The 25,555-nt window shown below is 72.5% G+C and carries 26 protein-coding genes; 11 read left to right on the top strand and 15 right to left on the bottom strand.

The annotated features are described in order from the left end of the window. The first annotated feature begins 5 nt into the window (after positions 1–5). Positions 6–677 (top strand): helix-turn-helix transcriptional regulator, encoded by a 672-nt coding sequence (locus tag K7G60_RS03065; protein WP_225799206.1) that lies wholly within the window; start codon positions 6–8, stop codon positions 675–677. 33 nt (positions 678–710) lie between these two features. Further along, a complete protein-coding gene (locus tag K7G60_RS03060; protein ID WP_225799205.1) occupies positions 711–1,451 on the top strand; it encodes a tyrosine-protein phosphatase in 741 nt (246 codons plus the stop codon). A 76-nt stretch (positions 1,452–1,527) separates the two neighbouring features. On the opposite strand, the gene K7G60_RS03055 is transcribed toward K7G60_RS03060, so the two are convergent. Both K7G60_RS03055 and K7G60_RS03050 read right to left on the bottom strand, forming a co-directional pair. Next, positions 1,528–2,661: a helix-turn-helix transcriptional regulator gene (locus tag K7G60_RS03055; protein ID WP_225799204.1), complete on the bottom strand. Its 1,134-nt coding sequence runs from the start codon at positions 2,659–2,661 to the stop codon at positions 1,528–1,530. A gap of 185 nt (positions 2,662–2,846) precedes the next feature. After that, positions 2,847–3,872, bottom strand: coding sequence for an ATP-dependent 6-phosphofructokinase (locus tag K7G60_RS03050; RefSeq protein ID WP_225799203.1), 1,026 nt, complete (start codon positions 3,870–3,872; stop codon positions 2,847–2,849). 303 nt (positions 3,873–4,175) lie between these two features. On the opposite strand from K7G60_RS03050, the gene pta reads away from it, so the two are divergent. The 3 genes from pta to pyk all read left to right on the top strand — a co-directional run bounded on the left by pta (position 4,176) and on the right by pyk (position 9,017). After that, positions 4,176–6,257, top strand: a complete 2,082-nt coding sequence (pta, locus tag K7G60_RS03045; protein ID WP_225799202.1) for a phosphate acetyltransferase — start codon at positions 4,176–4,178, stop codon at positions 6,255–6,257. Then, positions 6,254–7,504: an acetate kinase gene (locus K7G60_RS03040; protein WP_225799201.1), complete on the top strand. Its 1,251-nt coding sequence runs from the start codon at positions 6,254–6,256 to the stop codon at positions 7,502–7,504. The genes pta and K7G60_RS03040 overlap by 4 nt, the downstream gene beginning before the upstream one ends. Positions 7,505–7,586: 82 nt before the next feature. Continuing rightward, a complete protein-coding gene (pyk, locus tag K7G60_RS03035; RefSeq protein WP_225799200.1) occupies positions 7,587–9,017 on the top strand; it encodes a pyruvate kinase in 1,431 nt (476 codons plus the stop codon). Positions 9,018–9,122: 105 nt separating this feature from the next. Here pyk and K7G60_RS03030 read toward each other — a convergent pair whose 3' ends face one another. The 4 genes from K7G60_RS03030 to K7G60_RS03015 all read right to left on the bottom strand — a co-directional run bounded on the left by K7G60_RS03030 (position 9,123) and on the right by K7G60_RS03015 (position 13,336). Further along, entirely contained in the window at positions 9,123–10,427 is a 1,305-nt protein-coding gene (locus K7G60_RS03030; RefSeq protein ID WP_225799199.1) for a hypothetical protein, read from the bottom strand. Further along, the gene (locus K7G60_RS03025) at positions 10,417–10,986 is read right to left on the bottom strand and encodes a DUF6114 domain-containing protein (RefSeq protein WP_225799198.1); all 570 of its coding nucleotides are present in this window, start codon (positions 10,984–10,986) and stop codon (positions 10,417–10,419) included. Before K7G60_RS03025 ends, K7G60_RS03030 begins: the two co-directional genes overlap by 11 nt. 115 nt (positions 10,987–11,101) lie before the next feature. Beyond that, complete coding sequence (locus tag K7G60_RS03020) at positions 11,102–11,767, bottom strand: DUF6230 family protein (protein ID WP_225799197.1); 666 nt, start codon at positions 11,765–11,767, stop codon at positions 11,102–11,104. Between the two features lie 603 nt (positions 11,768–12,370). Then, positions 12,371–13,336, bottom strand: coding sequence for a tetratricopeptide repeat protein (locus tag K7G60_RS03015; protein ID WP_225799196.1), 966 nt, complete (start codon positions 13,334–13,336; stop codon positions 12,371–12,373). Positions 13,337–13,664: 328 nt separating this feature from the next. On the opposite strand from K7G60_RS03015, the gene K7G60_RS03010 reads away from it, so the two are divergent. Next, positions 13,665–14,297 carry a TetR/AcrR family transcriptional regulator gene (locus tag K7G60_RS03010; protein ID WP_225799195.1) on the top strand — a complete coding sequence of 211 codons (633 nt, stop codon included), beginning with the start codon at positions 13,665–13,667 and terminating at the stop codon, positions 14,295–14,297. Between the two features lie 22 nt (positions 14,298–14,319). Here K7G60_RS03010 and K7G60_RS03005 read toward each other — a convergent pair whose 3' ends face one another. The 4 genes from K7G60_RS03005 to K7G60_RS39340 all read right to left on the bottom strand — a co-directional run bounded on the left by K7G60_RS03005 (position 14,320) and on the right by K7G60_RS39340 (position 18,833). After that, positions 14,320–16,020: a methylmalonyl-CoA mutase gene (locus K7G60_RS03005; RefSeq protein ID WP_225799194.1), complete on the bottom strand. Its 1,701-nt coding sequence runs from the start codon at positions 16,018–16,020 to the stop codon at positions 14,320–14,322. A 71-nt stretch (positions 16,021–16,091) separates the two neighbouring features. Next, positions 16,092–16,424: a DUF3817 domain-containing protein gene (locus tag K7G60_RS03000; protein WP_225799193.1), complete on the bottom strand. Its 333-nt coding sequence runs from the start codon at positions 16,422–16,424 to the stop codon at positions 16,092–16,094. Between the two features lie 54 nt (positions 16,425–16,478). Then, positions 16,479–16,988: a MarR family winged helix-turn-helix transcriptional regulator gene (locus K7G60_RS02995; protein WP_123455446.1), complete on the bottom strand. Its 510-nt coding sequence runs from the start codon at positions 16,986–16,988 to the stop codon at positions 16,479–16,481. A gap of 9 nt (positions 16,989–16,997) precedes the next feature. Next, positions 16,998–18,833 carry an MFS transporter gene (locus K7G60_RS39340; RefSeq protein ID WP_374115570.1) on the bottom strand — a complete coding sequence of 612 codons (1,836 nt, stop codon included), beginning with the start codon at positions 18,831–18,833 and terminating at the stop codon, positions 16,998–17,000. Positions 18,834–18,914: 81 nt separating this feature from the next. Between K7G60_RS39340 and K7G60_RS02985 the strand changes: the two genes are divergently transcribed. Beyond that, complete coding sequence (locus K7G60_RS02985; protein WP_225799192.1) at positions 18,915–19,907, top strand: DUF5937 family protein; 993 nt, start codon at positions 18,915–18,917, stop codon at positions 19,905–19,907. Positions 19,908–19,910: 3 nt separating this feature from the next. On the opposite strand, the gene K7G60_RS02980 is transcribed toward K7G60_RS02985, so the two are convergent. The 5 genes from K7G60_RS02980 to K7G60_RS02960 form a co-directional block, all read right to left on the bottom strand. Continuing rightward, positions 19,911–20,585 (bottom strand): TetR/AcrR family transcriptional regulator, encoded by a 675-nt coding sequence (locus K7G60_RS02980; RefSeq protein WP_225799191.1) that lies wholly within the window; start codon positions 20,583–20,585, stop codon positions 19,911–19,913. Next, positions 20,582–21,265, bottom strand: coding sequence for a DUF4166 domain-containing protein (locus K7G60_RS02975; RefSeq protein ID WP_225799190.1), 684 nt, complete (start codon positions 21,263–21,265; stop codon positions 20,582–20,584). Before K7G60_RS02975 ends, K7G60_RS02980 begins: the two co-directional genes overlap by 4 nt. Then, positions 21,262–21,984, bottom strand: coding sequence for a hypothetical protein (locus K7G60_RS02970; RefSeq protein ID WP_225799189.1), 723 nt, complete (start codon positions 21,982–21,984; stop codon positions 21,262–21,264). Before K7G60_RS02970 ends, K7G60_RS02975 begins: the two co-directional genes overlap by 4 nt. A gap of 150 nt (positions 21,985–22,134) precedes the next feature. Further along, positions 22,135–22,428, bottom strand: a complete 294-nt coding sequence (locus tag K7G60_RS02965; protein WP_225799188.1) for an MTH1187 family thiamine-binding protein — start codon at positions 22,426–22,428, stop codon at positions 22,135–22,137. Continuing rightward, positions 22,425–22,769, bottom strand: a complete 345-nt coding sequence (locus K7G60_RS02960; RefSeq protein ID WP_225799187.1) for a DUF3817 domain-containing protein — start codon at positions 22,767–22,769, stop codon at positions 22,425–22,427. The genes K7G60_RS02965 and K7G60_RS02960 overlap by 4 nt, the downstream gene beginning before the upstream one ends. 107 nt (positions 22,770–22,876) lie before the next feature. Between K7G60_RS02960 and K7G60_RS02955 the strand changes: the two genes are divergently transcribed. From K7G60_RS02955 to K7G60_RS02940, 4 genes are all read left to right on the top strand, one after another. After that, complete coding sequence (locus K7G60_RS02955; protein ID WP_041662875.1) at positions 22,877–23,515, top strand: AIM24 family protein; 639 nt, start codon at positions 22,877–22,879, stop codon at positions 23,513–23,515. Further along, the gene (locus K7G60_RS02950; protein WP_225799186.1) at positions 23,515–24,165 is read left to right on the top strand and encodes an AIM24 family protein; all 651 of its coding nucleotides are present in this window, start codon (positions 23,515–23,517) and stop codon (positions 24,163–24,165) included. Before K7G60_RS02955 ends, K7G60_RS02950 begins: the two co-directional genes overlap by 1 nt. Further along, positions 24,162–24,947, top strand: coding sequence for an AIM24 family protein (locus K7G60_RS02945; RefSeq protein WP_225799185.1), 786 nt, complete (start codon positions 24,162–24,164; stop codon positions 24,945–24,947). Before K7G60_RS02950 ends, K7G60_RS02945 begins: the two co-directional genes overlap by 4 nt. Before the next feature lie 130 nt (positions 24,948–25,077). After that, positions 25,078–25,554: a MarR family winged helix-turn-helix transcriptional regulator gene (locus K7G60_RS02940; protein ID WP_225799184.1), complete on the top strand. Its 477-nt coding sequence runs from the start codon at positions 25,078–25,080 to the stop codon at positions 25,552–25,554. The last annotated feature ends 1 nt before the right edge of the window (position 25,555 follow it).

The raw sequence follows: 25,555 nt of genomic DNA, 5'->3' as shown, positions 1-25,555 counted from the left end.
GCCGGGTGCACCAACCCTCCCCGCCCTTCGACGCCCAGGCCGCCCGCCGCCTCCGCGAGGGCCTCGGCATGCTTCCCGAACACGTCGCCTACGGCCTGCGGGCGCAGTACGGCCTCTTCGTCGAACCCGAGACCGTCTTCGCCTGGGAACGCGGCCGGGCGGTCCCGAACGAGCAGGAGCTCACCGCCCTCGCGGGCGTCCTGTGGTGCTCCCCCGCGGACCTCATCGCCACCGCCTCCACCCTGCGCGAGCACCGGGTGGCGCGCGGGCTCTCCGTCGAGGAGCTCGCCCGGCGGGTGGGCGTGGCGACCCACGCGTACCAGCGGATGGAGGACGAGGGCCGCTGGCGCGGCACCGAACGCCAGACGGCCGCCCTCGCCGAGGCGCTCGGCCTCGGCCCGCGCGCCCTGATCACCGCGACCGGCGGCGACGAGGCCCTCGCCGAGCTGCTGCGCGACGCGGCGACCACCCGCTGGCAGGCGTACGTGAAGCCGACCGTGAAGCTGGTGCCGCTGCCGAAGCGGATCGTGGAGGCCGCGCTCCAGCAGCTCCACTCGGACTACCACGCCCTGGTGACGGCGGTCAGCAGCTGGGGCGCCCCGGGGACGACCGGCGACGAGGGACGCGCCTACCTGGACGGGATCACCGGCCACTTCTGGGCGGCGGTCGGCCCGTAGGCCGTCCGGGACCGGGGACGTACATTGGCGGCCGTGAGACGACACATACCCTTCGACCGACTCCACAACTTCCGTGACCTGGGCGGCTATCGGACCGCCGACGGCGGGACCGTGCGGTGGGAGACCCTCTACCGTTCCGACTCCCTCGGCAAGCTCGCGGACGCCGGCCCCGCCGACCTGGAGCGCTTCCGCGCGCTGGGCGTGGGCACGGTGATCGACCTGCGCTATCCGTGGGAGATCGCCGGAAAGGGCCGCCTGCCGGAGACCGAGGGGGTCTCCTGGCACAACCTCTCCATCGAGCACCGCCCCTACGACCAGGAGGCGATCGACCCGGCCCTCGACCCGTGGCGCTACCTCGCCGACCGCTTCGCCGAGGTCGCCGAGGACGGGGCGGAGGAGCTCCGTGCGGCCCTGGAGCTGATCGCCGCCGCCGAGGGGCCGCTCGTCTTCCACTGCGCCTCCGGGAAGGACCGCACGGGTCTGCTCGCGGCCGTCGTCCTCGGCCTCCTGGAGGTCCCGGACGAGGAGATCCTCGCGGACTTCGCGCTCACCGAGCTGGCCACGGAGCGGCTGATCGCCGACTGGCGGGCCGCGCACCCGGGCCGGGAGCCGCGCTGGCCGGGCTACGGCCGGGCGCCCGCCGACGTCATCCGGCTGTTCCTCGTGGACCTGCGCGAGCGGTACGGCTCGGTGTACGAGTACGTCACCGGCCACGTGGGGCTCGACCCGGCGGTGGTGACGGCGCTCAAGGCCCGTCTGGTCGAGGCTCCCTGAGGCTCCGCCAGGACCTCGGTGCTCCCGGCCGCGGTCCCGTCGGCGACGCCTTCGCGCACGTCCCGACCGGGCCGCCTCAGTCCCACCGGTCGAAGTCGAAGAGCTGCCCGGCCGCGTCCGGTGCGCAGGGCGCCTGGGCGAGCCGGGCCCAGGCGGCCGAGCGGTCGCCGACGACGGTGACGCAGCTGCCGGGGGTCGCGGAGTCCACCGGGACGATCCGGTAGCCCTCGACGGGGGTGCCGTACGCCTCCAGGGCGAAGGACTCGACCCTGGTCGGGTCGCCGCACTCGGAGTCCTCGTACGCGGCGTCGGGTATCCGGCCGCCCGAGGGGATGCCGGAGCAGCCGGGTCCGAAGTCGGGGTGGTCCGAAACGATCCTCCACCGGCCGCCGCCCGCCTCCGCCAGCGAGTAGCGCGGGAGGCCCGCGGCGGCGCAGGGCAGCTGGTGGACCTGGCCGCTGCGGGTGCCGCGCCGCTCGCCGAGGCAGAAGTCGGTGCCGGCCACGCGGATCCGGACGTCCCCGGCGGCGGGGGCGGTGGGGGTGCGGGGCGGGTGCCCGGCGTGCCCGTCCCGCAGGAAGGCGACGACGCTGCCGCCGGCCAGCACGAGCCCGGCGAACGCGACCGTCGCGACGAGGGCGCGCCGTATCCGGGAAGCGGTCCCGGCCGGGGAACCCGGCCCGCCCGGGGAACCGGCCGCACTGCCATCACCGGGACCGCCGGGGCCGCCAAGGTCACCGGAACCACCGAGACCACCGGCGGCGTCGGGCCCCTCAGCCCCCTCGGGGCCGGCGGGCGCCTCGGCGGGGCCCGGGCCCATGGCCCCCGCCTGCGCCCCGTCGTCCGTCGCCTCCGCCTCGGCTCCCGGCGCCGCCTCCATCCCGGCTCCCGGCACCGCCCCCGCCCGGTCCGCCCCGTACGCCCTCCGGGTCGCCAGTTCCCTCCGTACCGTCCGCCAGGCCTCCGCCTCACCGTCTTCCACCCCGCACGCGCGCACGAAGGCGGTGAGCAGTTCCTCGCGGGGCAGGGTCGGGCGGGCCAGCATGTTCGCCACCGTGGAGCGGGGCAGGACGTCGCCGCGCGTCTCCGCGCGCGCCGACAGCTCGCGGTAGGTCAGGCCCGACCAGTCCTTGAGGGCCTGGAGGCGCGCGAGGAACTCGGCGGGGTTCCGTGCCTCCCGTGGATCAGGAGCGTGCTCCCCCGGCGTCATCCGCGCGTCCCCCCTCCCCCGGACAGGGTTGGGACATGTCCGGGACAGCCCCAAGCCTTGTTGATCTCGCGCCGGGGCTCAAGAGTGGAATCCGGCATTTCCGGGGGGGTGCCGGACACGGCGGAGTGGCCCCGACAGTCCACGGGGGGACGGTCGGGGCCACTCGGTTCGCCCGGGGGTCCCGGCTAGAAGACCGACTCGGCCTCGCGCATGCGGTCCTCGGGGACCCTCTTGAGCTGGGTCACGGCCTCGGCCAGCGGCACCATCTCGACGTTCGTGCCGCGCAGGGCCGTCATGCGGCCGAAGTCGCCGCGGTGCACGGCCTCCACCGCGTGCCAGCCGAAGCGGGTGGCGAGCACGCGGTCGTACGCGGTCGGCGTGCCGCCGCGCTGGACGTGGCCGAGGATGACGGGGCGGGCCTCCTTGCCGAGGCGGCGCTCGAGTTCGTACGCGAGGGCCGTGCCGATGCCCTGGAAGCGCTCGTGGCCGAACTGGTCGATCTCGCCCTTGACGTAGTCCATCGTGCCCTCGGCGGGGTGGGCCCCCTCGGCGACGCAGATGACGGCGAACTTCTTGCCGCGGGAGAAGCGCTCCTCGACCATCTTGACCAAGTCGGCGGGGTCGAAGGGCCGCTCGGGGAGGCAGATGCCATGGGCGCCGCCGGCCATGCCGGACTCCAGGGCGATCCAGCCGGCGTGGCGGCCCATCACCTCGACGACCATCACGCGCTGGTGGGACTCGGCGGTGGTCTTGAGCCGGTCCATGGCCTCGGTGGCGACGCCGACGGCGGTGTCGAAGCCGAAGGTGCGGTCGGTGGAGGAGATGTCGTTGTCGATGGTCTTGGGGACGCCGACGACCGGCACGCCGGCCTCGTGGAGCATCCGGGCCGCGGTGAGGGTGCCCTCGCCGCCGATCGGGACGAGCGCGTCGAAGCCGCTCTTCTCGATGAGCTCCTTGGCGTTGTCGCAGGCCGCGCGGAAGCGGTCGCGCTCCAGGCGGGAGGAGCCGAGGATGGTGCCGCCGCGGGCGAGGATGCCGCTGACGGCGTTGAGGTCGAGAGGGCGGTAGCGGCCGTCGAGGAGGCCCGCGTAGCCGTCCTCGAAGCCGATGACCTCGTCGCCGTAGTGGGTGACGGCCCGGTGTACGACCGACCGGATCACTGCGTTCAGGCCGGGGCAGTCGCCGCCTGCGGTGAGAACTCCGATGCGCATCGTGCTTGGTCTCCTGCTCGGTCGCGGTCCGTTGTGAGCCACTCCAATTCTCACACGCGCCGCCCGACGGGCGTGGCCGTCGCCGGTCCGCGCGTCCCGGCCGGGGGCCCGCGGAGGCCTTTCGTCCCGGCTTTCCGGGCCCTTCGCCCGGCGGGCGACCTAACCATCGGCGGAGGTATTGTCAAGGGGGTAATGCCGCCCTATCGGGGCTTTCTGAGCACTGTCGATTGACCCACGGGCCGCGGACCGGTGCCTCGAGGGCACCGCTCGGCCCTTCCGCAGGACTGGACAGGAGACCACGGCGTGACGCGCAGCGTGTACGTGACCGGGATCGACCGCGGTGACGGCCGCCAGGTCGTCGAGCTGGGAGTCATGGAGCTCCTCACCCGCCAGGTGGACCGGGTGGGGGTGTTCCGTCCGCTGGTGCACCACCGTCCCGACCGGCTCTTCGATCTGCTGCGCGCCCGCTACCGGCTCTCGCAGGACCCGTCGTCGGTCTACGGCATGGACTATCACGAGGCCTCCGCGCTCCAGGCCGAGCGGGGCACCGACGAGCTGGTCTCCCGGCTCGTCGACCGCTTCCACGCCGTCGCCCGCGACTACGAGGTCGTCCTCGTCCTCGGCACCGACTTCGCCGCCACCCAGCTCCCCGACGAGCTCGCGCTCAACGCGCGCCTCGCCAACGAGTTCGGCGCCTCCGTCATCCCGGTGGTCGGCGGCAAGGGCCAGCCCGCCGAGTCCGTGCGGGCCGAGGCGCGCAACGCCTTCCGGGCGTACGACGGGCTCGGCTGCGACGTGCTCGCGATGGTCGTCAACCGGGTCTCCGGCGAGGACCGCGGGGCCATCGCCGAGCGGCTCGCGGCCCGGCTGCCGGTCCCCTGCTACGTGCTGCCCGACGAGCCGGCGCTCGCCGCGCCCACGGTCGCCCAGATCACCCACGCGCTGGGCGCCTCCGTCGTCCTCGGCGACGACGCGGGGCTGGCGCGGGACGCGCTCGACTTCGTCTTCGGCGGCGCGATGCTGCCGAACTTCCTCAAGGCGCTGACGCCGGGCTGTCTCGTCGTCACTCCCGGGGACCGGGCCGACCTGGTCGTCGGCGCGCTCGCCGCGCACTCGGCCGGCACCCCGCCGATCGCCGGTGTGCTGCTCACGCTGAACGAGCGGCCCGACGACGAGATCCTGACCCTGGCGGCCCGCCTCGCGCCCGGCACGCCGGTGATCTCCGTGCCCGGCAACAGCTTCCCGACCGCCGCCGAGCTGTTCGCGCTGGAGGGCAAGCTGAACGCGGCGACCCCGCGCAAGGCGGAGACCGCCCTCGGCCTCTTCGAGCGGCACGTGGACACCGCCGACCTCCTCAAGCGGATCTCGGTCGCGCGCAGCGGCCGGGTCACCCCGATGATGTTCGAGCACGAGCTGCTCGAACAGGCCCGGACCGACCGGCGCCGGGTGGTGCTGCCGGAGGGCACCGAGGAGCGGGTGCTGCGCGCGGCGGACGTGCTGGTCCGCCGTGACGTCTGCGACCTGACGCTGCTCGGCGACGTCGAGGCCATCCGCAAGAAGGCCGCCGACCTGAGCGTGAACCTGGGCGACACGCAGCTGATCGACCCGCAGACCTCGGAGCTGCGGGACTCCTTCGCCGAGAAGTACGCGGCGCTGCGGGCCCACAAGGGCGTCACCGTCGAGCTGGCGTACGACGTCGTCTCGGACGTGAACTACTTCGGCACCCTGATGGTGCAGGAGGGTCTCGCCGACGGCATGGTGTCGGGGTCGGTGCACTCCACGGCGGCGACGATCCGGCCCGCGTTCGAGATCATCAAGACGAAGCCGGACGCGTCGATCGTCTCCTCGGTGTTCTTCATGTGCCTCGCCGACAAGGTGCTCGTGTACGGCGACTGCGCGGTCAACCCCGCCCCGAACGCCGAGCAGCTGGCGGACATCGCCGCCCAGTCGGCGGCGACCGCGGCCCGCTTCGGGGTGGAGCCGCGGATCGCGATGCTCTCGTACTCCACGGGCACGTCGGGCTCCGGCGCGGACGTGGACAAGGTGCGGGAGGCGACGAAGCTGGTCCGGGAGGCGCATCCGGAGCTGCGGATCGAGGGCCCGATCCAGTACGACGCGGCCGTCGAGCCGTCGGTCGCGGCGACCAAGCTGCCGGGTTCGGAGGTCGCCGGTCAGGCGACCGTGCTGATCTTCCCGGACCTCAACACGGGCAACAACACCTACAAGGCCGTGCAGCGTTCGGCCGGCGCCGTGGCCGTCGGCCCGGTGCTCCAGGGTCTGCGCAAGCCCGTGAACGACCTCTCGCGCGGCGCGCTCGTCAGCGACATCGTCAACACGGTCGCCATCACGGCGATCCAGTCCCAGTCCCAGGAGCTCCCGGCATGACCGCCACCCCCGCGAACGCGTCCACGACCCCTCCCTCCCGCGTGCTGGTCCTCAACTCCGGCTCCTCGTCGGTGAAGTACCAGCTGCTCGACATGCGTGACGACAGCCGCCTGGCGCAGGGGCTGGTGGAGCGGATCGGCGAGGAGACCTCGCGGATCGTGCACACCCCGCTCCGGGGCGGCGGGAAGCGGGAGAGGAGCGGGCCGATCGCGGATCACGCGGCCGCGCTGAAGGCGGTCGCCGAGGAGCTGGCGACGGACGGTCTGGGCCTCGACTCCCCCGAGCTGGCGGCGATCGGCCACCGGGTGGTGCACGGCGGGCTGCGGTTCACGGAGCCGACGGTGATCGACGACGAGGTGCTCGCGGAGATCGAGCGGCTCGTGCCGGTGGCGCCGCTGCACAATCCGGCGAACCTCGTCGGCATCCGTACGGCGATGGCGATGCGTCCGGACCTGCCGCAGGTGGCGGTCTTCGACACCGCCTTCCACACGACGATGCCGGAGTCGGCGGCGCGGTACGCGATCGACGTGGAGACCGCCGACGCGCACCGGATCCGCCGGTACGGCTTCCACGGCACCTCGCACGCGTACGTCTCGCGGGAGACGGCGCGGCTGCTCGGCAAGGAGCCGGAGGAGGTGAACGTGATCGTGCTGCACCTGGGGAACGGCGCCTCGGCGTCGGCGGTGCGGGGCGGCCGCTGCGTGGACACCTCGATGGGTCTGACGCCCCTGGAGGGCCTCGTCATGGGCACCCGCTCGGGCGACATCGACCCGGCGGTGACCTTCCACCTGAAGCGGGTGGCGGGGATGTCGGCGGACGAGATCGACGTGCTGCTGAACAAGAGGTCGGGTCTCGTGGGGCTCTGCGGCGACAACGACATGCGGGAGATCCGCCGGCGGATCGACGAGGGCGACGAGCGGGCGGCGCTCGCCTTCGACATCTACGTCCACCGGCTCAAGAAGTACATCGGGGCGTACTACGCGGTGCTCGGCCGGGTGGACGCGGTGGCGTTCACGGCGGGGGTCGGCGAGAACGCGGCGCCGGTGCGGGAGGCTGCGATCGCGGGCCTGGAGGAGCTGGGGCTCGCGGTGGACGCGGACCTGAACTCCGTGCGTTCCGACGAGGCCCGGATCATCTCGCCGGTGTACGCGCGGGTGGCGGTCGCGGTGGTGCCGACGGACGAGGAGCTGGAGATCGCGCGCCAGAGCTACGCGCTCGTTCTGGAAGGGGCGAGCTCGAACGAGTGAACGCCTGAGCGGGCCCGCGCCCATTTGTACTTTCCGCCAGACGGAATATTCCGCAGTGAAACAAACCGATAGGATCCGCCTCATGCGCCGTTCCAAAATCGTCTGCACGCTGGGCCCCGCCGTCGACTCGTATGAGCAGCTGAAGGCTCTCATCGAGGCCGGTATGAACGTGGCCCGATTCAACTTCAGCCACGGGTCCCAGGCGGAGCACCAGGAGCGGTACGACCGCGTCCGGCAGGTCTCCGCGGACACCGGGCGCGCCGTCGGCGTCCTCGCCGACCTCCAGGGCCCCAAGATCCGTCTGGAGACCTTCGCGGAGGGACCGGTCGAGCTGGTGCGCGGTGACGAGTTCACCATCACCACCGAGGACGTCCCGGGCGACAAGTCGATCTGCGGCACCACCTACAAGGGTCTGCCGGGCGACGTCTCCAAGGGCGACCAGGTCCTGATCAACGACGGCAACGTCGAGCTGCGCGTCGTCGAGGTCGACGGCCCCCGGGTCAAGACCATCGTCGTCGAGGGCGGCGTCATCTCCGACCACAAGGGCATCAACCTGCCCGGCGCGGCGGTCAACGTGCCCGCGCTGTCGGAGAAGGACGTCGACGACCTGCGCTTCGCGCTGCGGATGGGCTGCGACATGGTCGCCCTGTCCTTCGTCCGCGACGCCAACGACGTCAAGGACGTCCACAAGGTGATGGACGAGGAGGGCCGCCGGGTCCCCGTCATCGCCAAGGTGGAGAAGCCGCAGGCGGTCGAGAACATGGCGGACGTCGTCGCCGCCTTCGACGCCGTCATGGTGGCCCGCGGCGACCTCGCGGTGGAGTACCCGCTGGAGAAGGTCCCGATGGTGCAGAAGCGCCTCGTGGAGATGTGCCGCCGCAACGCCAAGCCGGTCATCGTCGCCACCCAGATGATGGAGTCGATGATCACCAACTCCCGGCCGACCCGCGCCGAGGCGAGCGACGTCGCCAACGCGATCCTGGACGGCGCCGACGCGGTCATGCTCTCGGCCGAGTCCTCGGTCGGCGCGTACCCGATCGAGACCGTGAAGACGATGTCGAAGATCGTCGCCGCGGCCGAGGAGGAGCTCCTCTCCAAGGGCCTCCAGCCCCTGGTCCCGGGCAAGAAGCCGCGCACCCAGGGCGGCTCCGTCGCCCGCGCGGCCTGCGAGATCGCGGACTTCCTCGACGGCAAGGCGCTGATCGCCTTCACGCAGTCCGGCGACACCGCGCGCCGCCTCTCGCGCTACCGCACGCAGCAGCCGATCCTCGCCTTCACGACGGACGAGGGCACCCGCAACCAGCTCACCCTGAGCTGGGGCGTGGAGTCCTTCCTCGTCCCGTTCGTGGACAACACGGACGCCATGGTCGACCTCGTGGACGCCGAGCTCCTCAAGCTCCAGCGCCACAACGCGGGCGACACCATGGTCATCACCGCCGGCTCGCCCCCCGGCGTCCCCGGCACGACCAACATGGTCCGCGTCCACCACCTGGGCGGCGGCGAGCACGCCTGACGCGCCCGACGCACGACGAGGCCCCCGTCCGGTGCGGACGGGGGCCTCGTCGTGTGCGGCTCCCGGAGTGGTACGGGGATCGGCTCGGCTCGATCGTGTGGGGGATCAGCTCGGCTCGATCGTGTTGCGGAGGCCCGGGATGCGGAGGGTGCCGCCGAACTGGCCCGCCTGCTTGAGCTTCACGTTGGTGAAGAAGACCTCCGGGAGGTTCAGCGGCGGCGGGGCCTCGGGGCTGAAGGTGATCGGGATGAGGCCGATGAGGTTGCCCTTCAGCTCCTCCGTGTACATCGTCACCGTGCCGTCGGTGATGGTCGACTCCTTGCCGGGGGTGGACCGGACGTGCGCCGTCCGGCCCTCGGAGTGCTCCGTCAGCTGGTGCAGGTCCCTGATCTCCACCCCGGACGCGGTGAACTTCAGCACCTTCTTGATCTTGCCGCTGCCGGTCTTCACCTCGACGATGCCGTGGTACTTCAGGCCGTGCAGCGTGAGCTTGGTGCTCTCCAGGCGCCACGGCTCGTCCGGCAGCAGCGGGATGCCGGGCTCCAGCTCGGCGTCGGCGAGCGCCTGCGCGTCGTACTCGGGGCACGGGAAGCGGGGCTTGGCCCCGTCGGGTATGTCCGTGTCCTTCGTGACGTCGAGGCCCTTGGCGCCCTCCGGGAGCTCCTCGACCTTCACGCCCGCCTCGCCGGCGGCCTTCTCGATCGCCGTCCTCGTCTCCTCCGTGGCCGCGTCCGTCTTCGGCTTCGGGGCCGTGGTGGCGGTCGTGGACGGCTCCCCGGTCGCCGGCGGCTCGTCGGCGGGGGCCCCGGTCTGCTCGGGCGCGGCCGTGGTCGGCGCCGCCGTGGCCGTGGCCGTGGCCGTGGCCGTCGGCTCCTGGTCGGGGCCGTCGAAGAGGTCCTTGAGGGCGTCGCCCACGCCCAGCGGGTCCAGCGGGTTCCTGGACTGCGTCGGCGAGGGGGTGGCCGTGGAGGTCGCGGCGGGCGCGGGGGCGGTCGTCGCGCCTCCCTGCGTCTGCGGCACGGCGGTCTGTCCGGTCTGCGTCGCGGCGGGCGTCGGGGCCGAGGTCGGCGTCGCGGTGGCGGAGGGCGTGGCGGTGGCCGAGGGGGTGTCCGTCGGCTTGGCCGTGGCGGTGGGCTTCGTGCTCTCCTTCGGCGTCGCGGTGTCCGTCGCCTCCGGCGCCGGCTCGTCCGAGCGCGTCACGCAGGGACCGGGAGCGAAGGGGACGTCCTTGTCGTCGGCGAGGGCGAGCCTGGGCGTGAGGCCCATCCCCACGAACACCGCGGTCGGCATGGCCGCCAGGGCCATCGCCTTCCCCGCGGGTCCCTGGATCCTGTTCAGCAGCGACTTGCGCGGGGCCGCGTGCCGCGGGCCCTCCTTCGCGAGCGCCGACTGAGTCTCGTCACCCCGCACTGTTCCTCCCGCCGTTGGCGTCGATCGTCGTTTCGGTCGCCTGCTGCTCCGCCTCGCGCTGCTCCGGGACCAGGGCCGCGGGCACGACCTCCGTCGCGGGCTCCGCGCCGGCCTCGTCCGAGGCCTCCGGCCGACCGTCGTGCTCTGCGTCCTGGGTCTCCTCGACCGGGGGCGCGGGCGCCCAGGCGGCGGACATGCCGCCTCCGACGAGGGCGAACAGGAATCCGATGACGAGGCCGCCGAAGTTCGACACCGGGATGGAGACGAGTGCCAGGACGATCGACGCGATGCCCGCGAAGACCCGGACGACGGGCTGGAACCACATCGTCAGACCGAGCGTGATCAGCAGGACGCCGATGATCAGCGCGCCGGCTCCGGCGGTCGTCTGCATGGCGAGCGTGACGTTGCCGAGCCGCATGTCCCCGTACGGCAGGTAGGCGATCGGTACGCCGCCGATCATGGTGAACAGTCCCGCCCAGAAGGGCCGGGTCTGCCTCCAGACCTTGAACCGGTTCTCCTTTTCGGGGACTTCGCGGGAGGCGGGGATCTCGGCGCTCATGGAACAGCTCCCTGGAAGCGGTGTTGCTGAGAAAGATGAAGAAGGAACCTGGCGGGTGGGACCGCACGCGACGGCCCCACCCTCCGGACGGATGGTCCTCAGGGACCGGCCGGTCCTAGTAGCACTCGGCGTCCGTGCCGCGGTGCAGCGACAGGTGCAGGTCGGGCAGCTTGAAGGTGCCGGCCGTGGTGGCCCAGGCCTTCTGCTGCACGTTGCTCAGGGTCGCCTGCTCGGCGCGCTGGCCGAAGCCGTACGGGTTGGCCTTGGTGTTGGGCTGGATGCCCGGCTTGCCCTGCGACTTCGGGAGGGCACCGGCCGCGACGCCGATGTCGATGTTGCTGAACTCGGCGTCGGCCTTGAGCTCGGAGACATCGAGGTAGATGCCCTTCGCGTAGACCTTGTCCTCGTCCTTGCCGGTCTTGGCGGCCTCGGTGCCGGCCTCCAGGCGGAGGGTGACGTCACCGATGAACGGCACCTTCGGCGTGACGACCGACTGGCACATGTTGGTGATCCAGGCCTCGGAGAAGCCGGACACGGCCACAGGGGCGGCGAAGTCCTTGCCCTCGAGGTCCTTGCCCGCGTCCACGCTGCCGTACTGGACGAAGTCCGTACCGACGAGGCTGTTGGCCTTAACCTTGAATTCCTGGCCGGAGATGCTGAAGGACGCGGCGAGCGCGCCCTGGGCGAGGCCGACACCGATCGCGGCCGTCGCGGCCACGCTCGGGACCATGACGACGGCGAACCGCTTCCATCTGGTCCCGCCACGAACCTGGGACTTCATGAGAATTCCTCCTTCTCGGACGTACATCTCCGGAGGGGCCCGGGGGGCCGCCCTGGGATGGGAGAAGAGCTACGTCCTCGGGAAGGAGAGCGCCGAGGCATCAGGCGGCGCGATGCGCGTCCGAATCACCGGCGATCACCCCCGAGCGACAACCATGGGTCACGCCTTCGAGCGCGACCTGATTGGACAGGCCCCGTTCGGTGAGATCGGGAACCCCCCTGTCCACGACCGGTGCCGGAACACCGGTCCACTCGGTGGGGACCCTCGCCGCGTTCCCGGTTGGTTGCCGGGGCGGTGCGGTTCGGACCGAGCGTCGCCGATCGTGGTCCATTCCGGGCCCCCGCACAAGGGGGTTCGTTACTGGCTAGTAACGGGTGGATAACCACGTCATGGCGGCCCGGGGCCGAACGGGCACGCTGGGTGCGTTCGAACGACGGGGAATGTCAGGAGATCGCTACATGAATCCGGACAGAACGCCGGGTTCGATTTACTGCAAGTAACAGCGGCCGCGATTACCAAGTTTTGGTAAAGCGCGGCCGCGTTTTGTCACGCTGCTGCCAAATCGTCAGACGATCCGGCGCCCGCGAGCGGGCCGGGAACGCCTCAGAAAAGCACCCGGGCGAGGGCCTGCCGGGCGGCCGTCACACGGGGATCGTCGGCGCCGATCACCTCGAACAGCTCCAGGAGGCGCAGCCGCGCCGCGTTCCGGTCCTCGCCCACCGTGCGGCGCACGGTCTCCACGAGCCGCCCGAAGGCGTCCTGCACGTGGCCGCCCACCAGATCCAGGTCGGCGGCGGCGATCTGCGCGGTGACGTCGGCCGGATCGTCCGCCGCGCTCTTGCGGACGGCGGCCGGGTCGAGGTCCTGCACCCGGGCGAGGAGTTCGGCCTGCGCCAGGCCGAGCTTGGCCTCCGGGTGGACCGGGTCGTCGGCGAGCACGTTCTTGTACGCCTGGACGGCGCCCGCCAGGTCGCCCGCGTCGAGCGCGGACATGGCCGCCTCCAGGAGGGCGTCGTACGGACCGGGCCGCCGCGCCGCGGGGGCCGAGGCGTTGGCGTCCGCGTCCACGACGATGCCGGTGAGGCCGAAGCGCTCCTCGCCGACCTGGATCAGCTGGTCGAGGGTCTCCCGGATCTGCGCCTCGGGCACCGCGCCCTGGAAGAGCGGCAGCGCCTGACCGGCGACCACCGCGAAAACGGCCGGAATTCCCTGGATGCCGAACTGCTGCATCAGCATCTGGTTGGCGTCGACGTCGATCTTCGCGAGCAGGAAGCGGCCGTTGTACTCGACGGCGAGGCGCTCCAGGAGGGGGCCGAGCTGCTTGCACGGCTCACACCACTCGGCCCAGAAGTCGAGGACGACCGGAACCTCGGCCGAGCGCTGGAGCACATCGCGCTCGAAGCCGGCCTCGTCGACGTCGATCACCAGGGCCGAGGGGGGCACGGCGGCGGAACCACCCTGCCGGGCGGCTTCGGCGCGCACCTGCTCCGCCTTCGCCTTGGCCTCTCCGGCCGCCTTCACCGCGGCGAGGTCGACGACGCCGCTCATGGACATGTTTCGGGGCTGCATGGATACATCCTCCCCCTTCCGCGCGCGTAACCGGTAAGCCATGGCTGAACCGCGCCGTCCGCGCATCTCCCGCCGGTGTGCGAGACGCGTGGACGACACGGTTCTTCGTCTTCGGTGGCACCGGGTCCCCACCCGGCACCTTCTGTCGCGCCGGATCCCCATCCGGCACTGCGGTTGTCGCTCAGGCCGCTCAATGCCTTTCGCTACAGGTCGTAGCGTAACTCCGGGGAAGGATCCGGCGGGAGGGCGGAGGCGGGATCCGCACGGTGAACTGCCTCACATCACCGACCTCTGGCGGTATACCTACCGGCGGGTATGGTCGCTTTCCATGTGTAAGCGCACCAACCCCCGCGGCAGCCGCACCGGGCGCCCCCGCTCCACCGAGGCCGACACGGCCATCCTGGAGGCGACCCGCGCGGCCCTGGTCGAGCTGGGCTGGTCCAAGCTCACGATGGGGGACGTGGCCGGCCGCGCCGGGGTCGCGAAGACGACCCTCTACCGCCGCTGGGCCAACAAGAACGAGCTCGTGGTGGACGCCGTCGCCGTCCTCTTCGACGAACTCGAACTCCCCGACCTGGGTTCCCTCCAGGCCGACATCGAACACGTGGTGCTGCAGTTCGCGGCCCTCCTCGAACGGCCCGAGACGAAGACGGCCCTCATGGCCGTGGTGGCCGAGTCGACCCGGGACGAGCCGCTCCGCGAGCGCATCCGCGCCTCGATAGTCGACCGCCAGAAGCGGCTGGTCCTGGCGGGCCGCGAGCGGGCCCAGCGGCGCGGCGAACTCCCGGCGGGCCGCGACCCGATGGCCGCGGACGCCACCGACGACCTGATCTTCGACGTCATCGCGGGCGCGGTCGTGCACCGCGCCCTGGTCAGCGCCGAACCGGTGGACGCCCCTTGGGTGGCCCGCCTCTCCGCGCTCCTGGTGGGCGGCCTGGGCGCGGCGGCGGCCACCGGCTGAAGGGGCGGGATCCGGCGGGGCATCAGAAGCCCGGGGGCTCCGTGTAGACCCCCCACTCCTCGCGCAGGGCGTCGCAGATCTCGCCGAGCGTGGCCTCGGCGCGGACGGCCTCCAGCATCGGGGGGATCATGTTCGCCCCGTCCCGGGCCGCCGTGAGCATCGCGTCGAGCGAGGTGCGGACCCGGGCGTCGTCACGCCGCCCCTTGCGCTCACCGAGGACCCGGACCTGCTCCCGCTCGACCTCGTGGCCGACCCGCAGGATCTCCAGGTCGCCGGTGACCGAGCCGTGGTGGACGTTGACGCCGACGACCCGCTTCTCGCCCTTCTCCAGGGACCGCTGGTACCGGAAGGCGGAGTCGGCGATCTCGCCGGTGAACCAGCCGTCCTCGATGCCGCGCAGGATGCCGGAGGTGATCGGGCCGATCGGGTGCCTGCCGTCCGGATGGGCGCGCAGACCGCGCTCCTCGATCCGCTCGAAGATCTTCTCGGCGTCGGCCTCGATTCGGTCGGTGAGCTGCTCGACGTACCAGGAACCGCCCAGTGGGTCGGCGACGTTGGCGACGCCGGTCTCCTCCATCAGCACCTGCTGGGTGCGCAGCGCGATCTCGGCGGCCTGCTCGCTGGGAAGCGCGAGGGTCTCGTCGAGGGCGTTGGTGTGGAGGGAGTTGGTGCCGCCGAGGACGGCCGCGAGCGCCTCGACCGCGGTCCGCACGACGTTGTTGTACGGCTGCTGGGCGGTGAGGGAGACGCCGGCGGTCTGGGTGTGGAAGCGGAGCCACTGGGCCTTGTCGGTCCTGGCGCCGTAGACCTCCTTCATCCAGCGGGCCCAGATCCGGCGGGCGGCGCGGAACTTGGCGATCTCCTCGAAGAAGTCGAGGTGCGCGTCGAAGAAGAAGGAGAGGCCGGGCGCGAAGACGTCGACGTCGAGGCCGCGGGAGAGGCCGAGTTCGACGTAGCCGAAACCGTCGGCGAGGGTGTACGCCAGCTCCTGCGCGGCCGTCGCCCCGGCCTCGCGGATGTGGTAGCCGGAGACCGAGAGCGGCTTGTACGCGGGGATGTGCGCCGCGCAGTGCTCCATCAGGTCGCCGATCAGGCGCAGGTGCGGCTCGGGCCGGAAGAGCCACTCCTTCTGTGCGATGTACTCCTTGAAGATGTCGGTCTGCAGCGTGCCGTTGAGCACGGCCGGGTCGACGCCCTGGCGCTCGGCGGCGACCAGGTACATGCAGAAGACCGGGACGGCGGGGCCGGAGATCGTCATGGACGTCGTGACGTCCCCGAGCGGGATGTCCTTGAAGAGGACCTCCATGTCGGCGGCGGAGTCGACGGCGACGCCGCAGTGGCCGACCTCGCCGAGGGAGCGGGGGTCGTCGGAGTCGCGGCCCATGAGGGTCGGCATGTCGAAGGCGACGGAGAGCCCGCCGCCGCCGGCGGCCAGGATCATCCTGTACCGCTCGTTGGTCTGCTCGGCGTTGCCGAAGCCGGCGAACTGGCGGATGGTCCAGGTCCGGCCCCGGTAGCCGGTCGGGTGCAGACCGCGGGTGAAGGGGTACTCGCCGGGCCAGCCGATGCGCTCGAACCCCTCGTAGGTGTCGCCGGGCCGGGGGCCGTAGACCGGCTCGACGGGGTCGCCGGAGAGCGTGCTGAAGTCCGCCTGCCGCTTGCGGGCCTTGTCGTAGCGGGCCTGCCAGCGGCGGCGGCCCTCCTCGATGGCGTCAGCGTCCATCCTTCGAATTTACTAGGACGTCCTAGTAAATGTCGACGGCAAACCCCCGCACGGACGTACGGGGGCGGGGGTCAGGCCTTGACCGGCTGCGCCTGCGCGCCGCTGACCAGCGGGAGCGTCTCGGCGACGATCTTGCGCTCGACGAAGAAGGCGGCGGTGGGGATGGTGCCGCTCACCAGGACCCAGAGGAGCTTGCCGAACGGCCACTTCGCCTTGGAGCCCAGGTCGAAGGCGAAGACCAGGTAGATGATGTAGAGGACACCGTGGAGCTGGGAGACCGCGAAGGTCAGGTCCTCGCCGACGCCGAAGCCGTACTTGGCGACCATGCACGCGCACAGGATGAGGAGCATCACGGCGGTCACGTAGGCCATGACGCGGTAGCGGGTCAGCACGCTGGATTTCATGCCGTCGAGCGTAACGGCACGTTCCGGGCGATCTTCGCGGGGGTCGGGGTGCGGTCAGCCCTCGTCGAAGTCGTGCGCCGCGACCCGCAGCGGGCGCAGCATCGCGAAGATCTCCGCGCACTCCTCGGCGTCGTACGCGCCGAGGCCGAAGTCCATCTCCATCAGGTCGCGGGTCGCGGCCTCGACCACCTCGCGGCCCTTCTCCGTGATGGAGGCGAGGGTGCCGCGGCCGTCGTTGGGGTTGGGCCGCTTGGCGACGAGCCCCGACTTCACCAGCCGGTCCACCGTGTTCGTCACCGAGGTCGGGTGGACCATCAGCCGTTCGCCGATCTTGGACATCGGCAGCTCGCCCGCCTTGGAGAAGGTGAGCAGGACCAGGGCCTCGTACCGCGCGAAGGTCAGTCCGTACGGCTTGACGACCGCGTCGACCTCCGCGAGGAGGATCTGGTGGGCGCGCATGATCGAGGTGATCGCGGCCATCGAGGGGACCGGGCCCCAGCGCTTCTGCCAGAGTTCGTCGGCTCGGGCGATGGGGTCGAAGGGGAGACTGAGCGGCTTCGGCACGCATCGACCTTACCGACTGGTCATATGCCGGTCAGCCCCGTCTCGCCTTTCGGTCGCCCGCAGCTCCGCGGCGGCGGCGAGGAGGCAGACCGTGCCGAGGACGCCCGTGCCCGCGACGACCGTGTGCACGGGGGCGAACTCGGCCGCGATCCCGGCCCCGGCCATGCCGACGCCCTGCACGGTCATCATGCCCGCGGTCATCAGGGTCATGGCCCTCCCCCGCTGCTCCTCGGGGACGGCGGCGACGAACCGGGCGTCGAGGCCGAGGGTGTACGCGCCGGTGGCACCGGCCAGGAACAGGGCGACGGCCGCGAGGGCGACGCCCGGCTCGGGGGCGTACAGGAGGTACGGCAGGACGCCGGTGACGGCGAGCGGCAGCACGATCCGGGAGCGGGTCCCGGCGGAGAGGAACGATCCGGCGAAGAGCTCGCCCGCGACGGTGCCGACGGGCAGCGCGCACATCAGGAGGCCGAGGGCGGCGGTGGAGACGCCGATCTCGTCGGCGTAGGGGGCGGCGAGCGCCTCGGGGACGACGGCGAAGAGCGGCGGCACCCAGAACATCAGCATCAGGGCGCGCACGCGCCGGTTCCGCAGCACCGCCAAGGTGCCGGCGAGGCCGCCCGTGGACGCGGCCGCCCGGGCGGGGCGGCGGGCGGTGCCGAGGCGCAGGAGCAGCGCGGAGACGAGGAACGTGGCGGCGGTGACGGCGAGGGCGCCGCGCGGCGGGACGAGGGTGAGGAGGACGCCGCCGGCGGCGAAGCCGGCGAGCAGCGCGCTCTGCGACACGATCCGCATCAGCGAGCGCCCGAGCACGAAGAGGTCGCCCTCGCCGAGGATGTCGGCGAGGGTCGCCATGCGGGTGCCGTTGAAGACGGGCGAGACGACGGCGACGGCGCAGCGCAGCACGAGCAGCACGGCGACGGGGGTGGCGGGCACGACCATGAGCGCGACGCAGCCGGCGCAGACGAGGTCGCAGGCGACGAGGATCCGGCGGGGCGGAAGCCGGTCGGCGAGTCCGGCGAGGAGGGTGCCGCCGAGGAGGTAGGGCAGGAACCCGAGGGCGAAGGTGAGGGAGGAGAGGAGCGGTGACCGCGTCAGGTCGTACACGAGCACGGTGAGCGCGAGCTCACTGACGACGACCCCGAGCAACGAGAACAGGTGCGCCACGAACACGAACCGGAACTCGGGCACGGCGAAGACGGCGAGGTACCCGGCCCCGGGTACGGCCTCGGGCCCCGCGCCCCGGCCCGGCGCGGTACCGGGCCGGACGGCCCCGGCACCCCCGGCCCGGCCCGAACCGGCCGCGGCGGTCCGGGCGGGCGCGGCGGGCGCGGCGACGCTGGGCGCGGCGGTCCGGGCGGGCGCGGCGACGCTGGGCGCGGCCGGGGTGCACGCCGCGGCGAGTTGTGCGGGGGCCGGTGCGGCGGCGGCCGAGACCGGCGTGGGCCCCGCGGCGGCCGAGACCGGGGCGGACTCGGCGCGGACCGAGACCGGGGCGGGGCCGGCGCCGGCGCCGGCGGCGGCGGCGGCCGTCCCGGGCTCGACGCCGACCGGAGCAGGGGCGCTCGGGACGGCCGGAGCCAAGGCGGGGCCGGACGCCGGGACGGAGCCGCCCGCCGGGCGTCGGCCATGGACCGGTCCCGGACCGGCACCGGCGGCCGGGGGCGGGGCAGCGGCCGAGGCGGGGCCGGTTGCCGGGGTCGAGCCGGTTGCCGGGGCCGGGCCGGCGGCCGGAGGCGGGGTGGTGGGGGTGGCTCGGGTGGTGGGCGGGGTGTCGGTGGGGACGGCGCGGGCAGGGGTGTGCGCGGGCGCCCCCGAGGGCGCCCGGGTGTCGTTCTCGGGCATGGGGGCAGCCTGCCGGGCCCGGGGGCCGCGCCCTAGACTTTCGGCTCCAGGCGAATGTTCCGCCGCGTCCCCGGAGGGCCCGTGCCGTACCACCTGCGCTTCGGCGAGGCCGACCCGCTGCGGATCCGGTTCGCGATCTCCCCGCTCTGGGAGACGCACTCCGCGGTGCGGGTGCTCGCGCGGCCCGCGAAGCAGGGCTACCACCTGCCGTGGATGCGGCGGATCGCGGGCGTCGCGCGGGAGCTCGACCTCGGGCCGCTGCAGCTGCTGATGCCGCTGCGCGGACACAGCCCGGACTTCCTCTACCCCCCGCCGCTGGGCCCCGCCGCCTCCTTCGAGGACGAGATCGCGGCCGTACGGGAGACGGATCCGGCACTGGTCCTGGACGACTTCCGGCGGGCGCTCGCGGAGACACCGGGCGCGGCCGGGACGGCCGAGGGGCGGCGGCTGCTCGCGGACCCCGCCGGGGCGGTGCTGCGGCTCGCGGAACTGCTCCGGGCCGCGTGGGAGGCGCTGATCGCCCCGGAGTGGCCCCGGCTGCGCGCGCTCCTGGAGGCGGACGTGGCGTACCACTCCCGGCGGCTCGCGGAGGGCGGCCTCGAGCGGCTGCTCGGCGAGCTGCACCCGGCCTTCGACTGGGCGGCGGAGACGGCCACGCTGCGGGTGGACTATCCCGGGGAGCACGACCGGCCGCTGGACGGGCAGGGGCTCGTGCTGATGCCGTCGGTGTTCACCTGGCCGGACGTGGTGAGCGGCTTCGACCCGCCGTGGCAGCCGACGGTGGTCTATCCGGCGCGCGGGATCGGCGGGCTGTGGTCGGAGCCCCGGGACCGCACCCCGGAGGCGCTCGCCCGGCTGCTCGGGCCGGTGCGGGCGGACGTGCTGTGCGCGCTGGCCGAGCCGATGGGCACCACGGCGCTCGCCCGCCTCCTCGGCCGGGCTCCCTCGTCCGTCTCCTCGCACCTGGCGGTGCTGCGGGACGCGGGGCTGCTGACCTCGCGGCGGTACGGCCACCAGGTGCTGTACGAGCGGACCCCGCTGGGCATCGCGGTGTCGCAGCCGGACCCGCGATGAGCCTCAGGACTCCAGCCGGTGCCGCAGGGCGTACGTGACGGCCCTGCGCGCCACCGGGTTGAGCTCCTCGACCGCGGCCATCAGGGCGCCCAGCTGCTCGAGCGCGGTGAGCGCGGCCTCCGCGCCCGCCGGATCGACCCCTTCGTAGAGTTCGAGGCCGACGAAGGAGGCGGCGACCGCGCGGGCGAGCCCGGCGGGGTCGGTGAACCCGTCGAGCGGGGTCCCCGCGAGGACGCGGACGAGCACCTGCTCGATCTCGGCGATCCACAGGTCGAGTCCGGCGGCGGTGGCCGGGGCGAGCCGGGGGTGGGTCTGGGCGCCGGCGAGCAGCTGCCCGAGGACGGCGACGTGGCCGGCGTCCCGCTCCTCGGCGTGCATCTCGCGTCCGAAGGCGAGCAGCTCGGAGAGGCTGCCGACGGAGCGGAGCCGCTCCCGGTGGCGGGCCACCCGCAGCTCGGCGCCGTGCCGGCAGGCGGCGGAGAGCAGCTCGTCCACGGAGCCGAAGTGGTAGAAGACCAGGGCCTGGTTGACCCCGGCGGTGGTCGCGATCGCGCGCGCGGAGGCCTTGGCGATGCCCTGTTCGACGAGGGTGCGCAGGGCGCCGTCGAGCAGCTTCTCCCGGGTCTCCCGGCTCCTGGCGTCCTGCGCCTTCGCGCCCGCCGCGACCTGTCCGCTCACACCCGTACCTCCTCGCGCACCGGGCGCAGCCCCGCGCGCACCCCGGTGGAGCGTACGTCGGCGTAGGCGGCGGTGAAGGACCCGTGGTAGCCGAAGAGCGGTCCGAAGCGGCGGTTGACGACCCGGACGTCGACGCGGAAGCGGCCGGTGCGCTCGTCGAAGGACTCGCGCACTTCGGCCCGGCCGGCCAGGAGCTCGGGGACGCGCACGTCCACGGGGCCCTCGCGGAAGCGGTGTTCGCCGGAGGTGATGAGGAGCGAGCCGTCGGGTTCGGCGGTCGGGTGCAGGTCGCTGGCGAGGTGCTGGTGGGTGCCGAGGTAGTCGAGGACGCAGTCGCGCTCGGGGCTGTGCACCATGGTGGCGTCGAAGCGCAGGGGGCCGCCGGGCAGGGCGAAGGTGCGGACGAAGGTGACGGTCTCCCGTCCGTACGAATCGGCGTAGGGCACGTTCTCGATGGTGAAGGGGACGTCGCGGCCGGTGCGGGGCAGCAGGATGTTCCGCAGTCCGCCGAGGGCGAGGAAGGGCTTCACGAAGGCCCGGCCGTGCCAGATCCGGTCCATGACGCCCCGCCCGACGCACAGCTCGCCGCTCGCGAGCCCGACCGAGAAGCGCCGCTGGAGTTCGGGGTGCAGCCGCTCGAACGCGGCGTCGCCCATGGCGGTGCGGAAGATCGAGGTCACGGCTGCTCCAGGGTGGCGAGGAGCCGGGGCTCCCGGTGGCGGGCGGGCGGGGTGCGCAGACAGCGGCGGGCCGCGGGGGTGTGCGGGGAGGGCGGCACGAGGACGGCGGCGGCGAGTCCGAGGACGGTGAGCGGGACGGCGGCGAGCGGGGCGAGACCGAGCGGCGGGGCGGCCAGGACGGAGGGGACGGCCACGAGCAGCGCCCGGGCGGCGAGTTCGAGGAGCCAGCGGTCGCGGGAGCGTTCGGGGGTGATGCCCCGCTCGCACCAGAGTCGCAGCCGGTCGAAGGACCAGGCGGTGGCCCAACCCATGAGGGGCCGGAAGAGGAGCCGGTCGGCGAGCCGGCCGGGGCGGCCCCAGCGGGGCCGGTAGTCGTAGCCGGTGAGGAAGCGGACGCCGTCGGGGGTGGGGACGTACCTCCAGTACCCGCTGCCCTCGGCGAGGAGCGAGAGCGGGTGCGGGGAGGCGAAGCGGAGGGCGGAGACCCGGTCGCCGCCGGCCCGGTGGCGCTCCCCCGCGGAGACACCGGTGCCGGCGACGACCAGGAAGGGCAGGACGCGCGTCGCGTAGCGGAAGCGCCGGGGCTCGCCCTCGGCGCGCGGGAGGTACGCGATCTCCGTGAACCGCAGGTCCCACCGCTGGTGCCGGTCGGGTTCCTGCGTGCGTTCCCAGATGGTGTCCAGGTCCGCGCGCACACGCGTCTCGACGTAGAGACCCATGGGTGTTCCCCCTGCTCGTCCGGCATTTTGAGCGACTGCTCAAAACTGCCCGCGAGCGAAGGTAGCCGATTTTGAGCGGTCGCTCAACCGGAGGGCGGCGAAAAGCCCCCGGTCCGGAGGAGGACCGGGGGCTGTCTCGGTTCGGGGGCGTCAGGCGCCGAGGTGGCGCTCCACCGCCTCGACCTTCGCGGTCAGGCCGTCCGTCACGCCCGGCCGGATGTCGGCCTTCATCACCACCGAGACGCGCGGCGCGCGGGCCTCGACGGCGGCGACGGCGCGCTTCACGACGTCCATCACCTCGTCCCACTCGCCCTCGATGGAGGTGAACATGGCGTCGGTGCGGTTCGGCAGCCCGGACTCCCGGACGACCCGGACGGCGTCGGCGACGTACTCGCCGACCTCCTCCCCCACTCCGAGGGGGGTCACGGAGAACGCGACGATCATGCGTTCACCACGCCCTCGCGGCGCGCGCGGGAGGCGATGACCGCGTCCTCGGCCTCGCGCTTCAGCTTCCGCTCGGCGTAGAAGCCGCCCAGGGGCAGCACCGAGAGGGCGAAGTAGAGGGCCGCGGTCCCGAAGCTCCACTTGGTGCGGTTCCAGGCGTCCAGCCAGAAGAGGACGTACAGGATGAACAGCACGCCGTGGATCGCGCCCATGACCGGCACCGCGTTGAAGTCCGTCGTCCGCTTGAGCACCGAGCAGACCAGCAGGAGCAGGAACGAGACGGCCTCGGGAGCGGAGACGAGCCGGAGCCGGTGGAGGGAGGAAGCGGTCTTGATGTCCACGGAGGGGGTCACCTTCGTTCGATCTTGTGAACGGATGCACAAGGGCCCGTCCATTGTGCACGGCGACTTTGCTGTCTCTTTATCCGGGGGCCCAGTACCTTCCTGGGGTGGCAACGTTCCGACTCCAAGGCAGCAAAGTGCTCGCCGTCTCCATGACCGGTGACGCCGTCAAGGCGAAGAACGGCTCGATGGTCGCCTACGACGGCCAGATGGCGTTCAAGAAGATGAGCGGTGGCGGTGAGGGCCTGCGCGGCATGGTGACCCGCCGGCTCACGGGTGAGCAGATGGAGGTGATGGAGGTACGCGGTCAGGGGACCTGCTGGTTCGCCGACCGGGCTTCCGAGATCAATCTCGTCTCCCTGCACGGCGACAAGCTCTGGGTGGAGGCCAGCAACCTGCTCTGCACCGACGCGGGGCTGCGCACCGGCACCACCTTCACGGGCCTGCGCGGCGGCGCGACCGGCAACGGGCTCTTCACCACGACCGTCGAGGGCACCGGCCAGGCCGCGATCATGTCGGACGGTCCGGCGGTGGTGCTGCGGGTGACACCGCAGTACCCGCTCCAGGTCGACCCCGGCGCGTACATCGCCCACCAGGGCAACCTCCAGCAGCACTTCCAGTCCGGGGTGACCTTCCGCACCCTGATGGGCGAGGGCGGCGGCGAGGCCTTCCAGATCCGCTTCGAGGGCGACGGACTCGTGTACGTCCAGCCGAGCGAGCGGAACACGATCGGGGGCGACGTCTGATGCCGTTCCGCGAGATCAACTCGAAGATGGTCGAGGCGACCGTCATTCCCGGGCAGCGGATGTTCAGCCAGCGCGGCGCGATGCTCGCGTACCGCGGCGACGTCACTTTCACGCCGAACATGGCGGGCGGCCAGGGCGGCCTGATGTCGATGATCGGCCGCCGGGTGGCCGGCGAGGCGACCCCGCTGATGACCGTCGAGGGCAACGGCACGGTGATGTTCGGGCACGGCGGTCACCACATCCAGGTGATCGCGCTGGCGGGCGACACCCTGTACGTCGAGGCCGACCGGCTCCTCGCCTTCGACGGGACCCTGGAGCAGGGCACGATGTTCATGGGCTCGCAGGGCGGGGTCATGGGCATGGTCCGCGGCCAGGTGACCGGCCAGGGCCTCTTCACCACGACCCTGAAGGGCCACGGCTCGGTGGCCGTCATGGCGCACGGCGGCGTCATCGAGCTGCCGATCTCCCCGGCCCGCCCGGTCCACGTGGACCCGCAGGCGTACGTGGCCCACCGTGGCGACGTGCGGAACAAGCTCTCCACGGCGCTGGGCTGGCGCGACATGGTGGGGCGCGGCTCCGGCGAGGCGTTCCAGCTGGAGCTGAGCGGCAACGGCGTGGTGTACGTCCAGGCCTCGGAGGAGAAGCTGTGAGCACCCCGGTGATCCACGACCCGACGACCCTTCCGTCGGACGACAACGTCAATCCGTACACCTTCTGCGTGGAGCTGAAGGGCTCCCAGTGGTTCCTGCAGAAGGGGAAGATGATCGCCTACTACGGGCGGATCGAGTTCAACGGCATCGGGCACGGCCGGCTGGACCGGCTGGTGCGGACGTCCTTCCACTCGCCGCTGCACGCGAGCGACTGGGTGGTGGCCGAGGGCAGCGGGAAGATGCTGCTCGCGGACCGGGCCTTCGACGTGAACTCGTACGACCTGGACGACGGCAATCTGACGATCCGCTCCGGGAACCTGCTGGCCTACCAGCCGACGCTGGCGCTGAAGCAGTCGATCGTGCCGGGCTTCGTCACGCTGATCGGCACGGGCAAGTTCGTGGCCGCGTCGAACGGTCCGGTGGTCTTCATGGAGCCGCCCCTGCGGGTGGACCCGCAGGCGCTCGTCGGCTGGGCGGACTGCCCCTCGCCCTGTCACCATTACGACCACGGCTACATGACGGGCGTGATGGGCGGTGTCCGCGCGCTGACGGGCATCGGCGGGACCTCGGGCGAGGAGCACCAGTTCGAGTTCGTCGGCGCGGGTACGGTGCTGCTCCAGTCGACGGAGCTGCTGATGGAGGAGCGGGCGACCGGCGCGCCGCCGGCGCAGGCGGGTGTTCCGGGGGGTCACGGGGCGTCCGGTTCCGGCCAGGGGCCGCTGGGCTCGGTACCGCGCCTTCCCGGCCAGCTCGGCGACCTCCAGCGTCGCTTCGGCCTGTAGCCGGTAGTCTGCGGAGTGTCACGCCCTCGAACGTCTGCGCCGCGCCGGGCCAGGGGCGCCCGGGACGTGGTGCGCGGCGTCACACTCCCATACTTCGTCAAGTATTCAACTTCTTAGGTAGAATCCATATATGGAGACCGAGACGGCCACCCCCTGGCTCACCGACGGCGAGCAGTGCGCCTGGCGCACGTTCCTGGACGTCCAGAGAATGCTGACGTACCAGCTGGAGCGGGACCTCCAGCCCTTCGGCCTGACGATGAACGACTACGAGATCCTGGTGAACCTCTCGGAGTCGGCGGAGCGGCGGCTGCGCATGAGCGACCTCGCCGCCGCCACCCTCCAGTCGAAGAGCCGGCTCTCCCACCAGATCACCCGCATGGAGAACGCCGGCCTCGTACGCCGCGAGAACTGCGAGTCCGACCGCCGCGGGCTCTACGCCGTCCTCACCGACGACGGCATGGAGACCATGCGCAAGGTCGCCCCGCACCACGTCGAGTCCGTGCGCAAGCACTTCATCGACCAGCTCACCGGCGAGGCCCTCGGCGACCTCCACGAGTCCCTGAAGCCGATCGCCGAACAGCTCCGCGGCCGCCGCGGCAAGCCGTGAC

Origin of the sequence: Streptomyces sp. NK15101 (genome assembly GCF_020400725.1) — a bacterium.
Taxonomy (GTDB): Bacteria; Actinomycetota; Actinomycetes; order Streptomycetales; family Streptomycetaceae; genus Streptomyces.
This window is presented reverse-complemented; position numbering and strand designations above follow the sequence as displayed.

What these genes read in the sequence shown, in the direction of transcription:
- K7G60_RS03025 (WP_225799198.1), bottom strand. Translation starts at nt 10,986, where the DNA reads ATGAGCGCCGAGATCCCCGCCTCCCGCGAAGTCCCCGAAAAGGAGAAC.
- K7G60_RS03005 (WP_225799194.1), bottom strand. Translation starts at nt 16,020, where the DNA reads ATGGACGCTGACGCCATCGAGGAGGGCCGCCGCCGCTGGCAGGCCCGC.
- K7G60_RS02940 (WP_225799184.1), top strand. Translation starts at nt 25,078, where the DNA reads ATGGAGACCGAGACGGCCACCCCCTGGCTCACCGACGGCGAGCAGTGC.
- K7G60_RS39340 (WP_374115570.1), bottom strand. Translation starts at nt 18,833, where the DNA reads ATGCCCGAGAACGACACCCGGGCGCCCTCGGGGGCGCCCGCGCACACC.
- K7G60_RS03020 (WP_225799197.1), bottom strand. Translation starts at nt 11,767, where the DNA reads ATGAAGTCCCAGGTTCGTGGCGGGACCAGATGGAAGCGGTTCGCCGTC.
- K7G60_RS03050 (WP_225799203.1), bottom strand. Translation starts at nt 3,872, where the DNA reads ATGCGCATCGGAGTTCTCACCGCAGGCGGCGACTGCCCCGGCCTGAAC.
- pyk (WP_225799200.1), top strand. Translation starts at nt 7,587, where the DNA reads ATGCGCCGTTCCAAAATCGTCTGCACGCTGGGCCCCGCCGTCGACTCG.
- K7G60_RS03010 (WP_225799195.1), top strand. Translation starts at nt 13,665, where the DNA reads ATGTGTAAGCGCACCAACCCCCGCGGCAGCCGCACCGGGCGCCCCCGC.
- K7G60_RS03015 (WP_225799196.1), bottom strand. Translation starts at nt 13,336, where the DNA reads ATGCAGCCCCGAAACATGTCCATGAGCGGCGTCGTCGACCTCGCCGCG.
- K7G60_RS03000 (WP_225799193.1), bottom strand. Translation starts at nt 16,424, where the DNA reads ATGAAATCCAGCGTGCTGACCCGCTACCGCGTCATGGCCTACGTGACC.
- K7G60_RS03055 (WP_225799204.1), bottom strand. Translation starts at nt 2,661, where the DNA reads ATGACGCCGGGGGAGCACGCTCCTGATCCACGGGAGGCACGGAACCCC.
- K7G60_RS02950 (WP_225799186.1), top strand. Translation starts at nt 23,515, where the DNA reads ATGCCGTTCCGCGAGATCAACTCGAAGATGGTCGAGGCGACCGTCATT.
- K7G60_RS02965 (WP_225799188.1), bottom strand. Translation starts at nt 22,428, where the DNA reads ATGATCGTCGCGTTCTCCGTGACCCCCCTCGGAGTGGGGGAGGAGGTC.
- K7G60_RS02970 (WP_225799189.1), bottom strand. Translation starts at nt 21,984, where the DNA reads ATGGGTCTCTACGTCGAGACGCGTGTGCGCGCGGACCTGGACACCATC.
- K7G60_RS03040 (WP_225799201.1), top strand. Translation starts at nt 6,254, where the DNA reads ATGACCGCCACCCCCGCGAACGCGTCCACGACCCCTCCCTCCCGCGTG.